The 3,182-nt window shown below is 72.6% G+C and carries 3 protein-coding genes and 1 pseudogene; 3 read left to right on the forward strand and 1 reads right to left on the reverse strand.

The features are described from left to right. From ACTHNQ_RS19965 to ACTHNQ_RS19975, 3 genes are all read left to right on the forward strand, one after another. Positions 1 to 1,185, forward strand: a 1,185-nt coding sequence (locus ACTHNQ_RS19965) for a glycosyl hydrolase family 95 catalytic domain-containing protein (RefSeq protein ID WP_440335669.1), incomplete at its 5' end; no start/stop codon positions are given. Further along, positions 1,185 to 2,174 carry a LacI family DNA-binding transcriptional regulator gene (locus tag ACTHNQ_RS19970; protein WP_018173137.1) on the forward strand — a complete coding sequence of 330 codons (990 nt, stop codon included), beginning with the start codon at positions 1,185 to 1,187 and terminating at the stop codon, positions 2,172 to 2,174. The genes ACTHNQ_RS19965 and ACTHNQ_RS19970, both read left to right, overlap by 1 nt. Positions 2,175 to 2,192: 18 nt before the next feature. Further along, complete coding sequence (locus ACTHNQ_RS19975; protein ID WP_440335670.1) at positions 2,193 to 2,798, forward strand: YesL family protein; 606 nt, start codon at positions 2,193 to 2,195, stop codon at positions 2,796 to 2,798. A 122-nt stretch (positions 2,799 to 2,920) separates the two neighbouring features. Here the strand turns inward: ACTHNQ_RS19975 and ACTHNQ_RS19980 are convergent. Beyond that, a pseudogene (locus ACTHNQ_RS19980) lies at positions 2,921 to 3,182 on the reverse strand (ABC transporter substrate-binding protein); the annotation flags it as partial.

The following is a 3,182-nucleotide window of genomic DNA, read 5'->3' on the forward strand; positions in this document are numbered from 1 at the left end:
CACGAGCCCCTGCTGCGGTTCACGCGGCGGCTGTCCGAGACGACCGGACCGGTCGTGGCGCGCGAGCTCTACGGCGCGGACGGCTGGGTCGCCCACCACAACTCGGACGCGTGGGCGTTCGCCGCGCCGGTCGGGGCGGGCCACGGTGACCCGGCGTGGGCGAACTGGGCGCTCGGCGGTGTGCGGCTCGCGCTGCACCTGTGGGAGCACTACGCGTACGGCGGCGACCTCGACCGCCTGCGGGACCAGGCGTGGCCCGTGCTCGCCTCGACGGCGGCCTTCGCGCTGTCGTGGATCCAGGGCGAGGACGACCGCGCGTGGACGAGCCCGTCGACCTCGCCCGAGAACCACTACCTCGACGCCGACGGGCAGGAGCGGGGGGTCGCCGTCAGCGCCACGATGGACGTCGCACTCCTGCGTGAGCTGGCCGACGCGTGCCGCCGCGCCGCGTCCGCGCTGGACCTCGACGAGGCGTGGGTCGCCGAGCTCACCGCCCGCACGGCGGCCCTCCCCGATCCGCGGATCTCGGCGCGGGGCGACCTGTGCGAGTGGGATCGCGAGCGCATCGAGGCAGAACCCCTGCACCGCCACCTGTCGCACCTGGTCGGGCTGTTCCCGTACGCGCAGATCACGCCGGAGCGCACGCCCGCGCTCGCCCGCGCCGCGGCAGAGTCCATCCGCCTCCGCGGACCCGAGTCGACCGGCTGGGCCCTCGCCTGGCGCGCGGCCATGCAGGCGAGGCTCGGCGACGGGGCGGCCGTGCACGAGCACGTGCGGATGGCGCTGCGCCCCGCAGACGATGCGGCCGGCGGCCAGCGCGGCGGCCTGTACCCGAACCTCTTCAGCGCCCACCCGCCGTTCCAGATCGACGGCAACCTGGGGCTGACCGCCGCGATCGCCGAGGCGCTCGTCCAGTCGGCGGCCGATGAGGCGGGCTCCGTGCGCGTGCGCCTGCTCCCCGCGCTGCCGCCGCAGTGGCCGGACGGCGCGGTGCGCGGCATCCGGATCCGCGGCGACGTGTCGGTCGACCTCGAATGGGCCGATGGCCGTCTCATGCGGGCGCGTCTTCGCGCGGGCGCGCGAGCGGCGACAATGAATGTGTACGGACCGGACGGTCCGATGGGCACCTGCGATCTCGCTCCCGGGACCGCTCAGGTGCTCGAGCTGACAGGACGGGGAACCTGATGGTGACGATCGCGGACGTCGCGCAGGCGGCGGGGGTGTCGATCTCGACCGTGTCGTACGTCATGAGCGGCAAGCGCGCGATCTCGCAGGAGACGCGCGACCGCGTCGAGAAGGCGATCGACAGCCTCGGGTTCAGCCCGCACGCGGGCGCCCGGTCGCTGGCTTCGCGCTCGACCAACGTCATCGGCCTGCAGGCGCCGCTGCGCACCGGCGTCGACGTCCACGTCGTCATGCAGATCGTCACGGGTGTCGTCACCCAGGCGCGCAAGCACGGCTACGACATCCTGCTGCTGGCCAGCGACGACTCCAAGGCGCTCCAGCGCGCGGCCAAGGGATCGATGGTCGATGCGCTCCTCGTCATGGACGTCGAGTCCGACGACCCGCGCATCGACACGCTGTCGAGCCTCTCGCATCCGAGCGTGCTCATCGGCCTGCCCGAAGGGCGCCGGACCATCCCGTGCGTCGACTTCGACTTCGAGGCCGCCGGCTGGCTCGCCGTCGACCGGCTCGTCGCACTCGGCCACCGCCGGCTCGCCCTCATCGGCTCGCCGCCCGAGGTCATGGCGCGCCACACCGCGTATGCCGACCGGCTGGCCCGCGGCTTCCTCGCCGCGTGCGAGGCGAGCGGCGTCACGGGCACGGTCCATCCCTGCCCCAGCACCGCGGAGGCGGTCGCCACCGTCGCCGGCGTCATGGCCGACGACCCCGAGATCACGGGCTTCTTCGTTCACAACGAGGGCGCCCTGCCGCACGTCGCGGCCACGATCGCGCAGTCCGGCCGGCAGCGCGGCGACGCCCTCGACATCATCGCCCTGTGCCCCGAGGACGTCGCACGCTCGGTGCCCGGCCTCGCCGACAGCATCGCCGTCCCCGCCGAAGGCATGGGCGCCGCGGCCACCGACATGATCTGCGAGATCCTCGCGAACGGCGCGAAGCCGTCGGTGCGCCTGCTGCCGCCCGCGCTGACCGGAAGCACCACCGCCCCGTAGGCACGACAGGACCCGCCCATGCGCATCGACCCCGAGAGCCGCGCGCTGAGCGGCCTCACGACGTTCCTCACGTTCGTCGCGCTCAATCTGCTGTACCTCGTGCTGTGCCTGCCGGTCATCACGATCGGTGCGGCGACGAGCGCGCTGTACGAGGTGACCATCCGCTACTCCGACGACGAGAGCGGCCACCCCCTGAAGGACTTCCTGCCCGCGTTCCGGGCGGACTTCGGCCGCGCGACGCTCGCCATGCTGTGCCTGCTTGCCCCCGCCGTGCTGCTCGCGTACAGCAGCGTGTTCTGGTTCGCGATGCCCTCGATCCTCGGCGGCGCCGCGGGAATCGTCGCCGTGCTGGGCGCGCTGTACCTGTTCGCCGCGTTCCTGTACGGCATGGCGCAGGTGGCGTACCTGCGGGCGCCGCTGCGCCAGACGCTCAAGAACTCGCTGCTGCTGCCCGCCGCCGAGCCGGCGCGCACGCTCGGCGTGGTGCTCGTCCCGGCGGCTCTCGTCGCCTTCACCATCCTCTTCCCGCCGTTCGGCTTCATCGTGCTGACCGTGGGCTTCTCCGTCGGAGCCTACGCGACGGCGTTCCTGTTCCGCAGCGTCTTCGCTCGCCACCAGTCCTGACTCACCGACGTCTGCCGGCGATGCCGGGGCCGCGGTGCGCGGCGGTGGCGGCATCCGCCCGATCTGCAGACGGAAGGAGGGCTCGGGATGCCGCATCCCGAGCCCTCCGTGTCAGTCAGTCGTCAGCCGAATTCCTTGACCACCGCGACGCGCGCGTCGTTCTGCGCCTTCGCGTTGTCCATGTCGAACTCGAGCACCTTGTCGTAGCCGAGCCCGTCGGCGGTCGAGATCAGCTCGTCGCGGAGCGACTCGAACTGTCCCTCGTTCTCGGCGAAGACCATCTGCCACGAGTACTGCTTGATGATCTCCTTGACCTGGTTGCGCAGCGCCTCGATGTCGGACGGGTCCGCCGGAGCGGTGTAGCTGGCCCCGGGCGCGACCAGC

This window comes from Microbacterium sp. (genome assembly GCF_051953575.1).
Lineage (GTDB): Bacteria > Actinomycetota > Actinomycetes > Actinomycetales > Microbacteriaceae > Microbacterium.

Coding starts and splice junctions, on each gene's coding strand:
- ACTHNQ_RS19970 (WP_018173137.1), top strand. CDS start 1,185: ATGGTGACGATCGCGGACGTCGCGCAGGCGGCGGGGGTGTCGATCTCG.
- ACTHNQ_RS19975 (WP_440335670.1), top strand. CDS start 2,193: ATGCGCATCGACCCCGAGAGCCGCGCGCTGAGCGGCCTCACGACGTTC.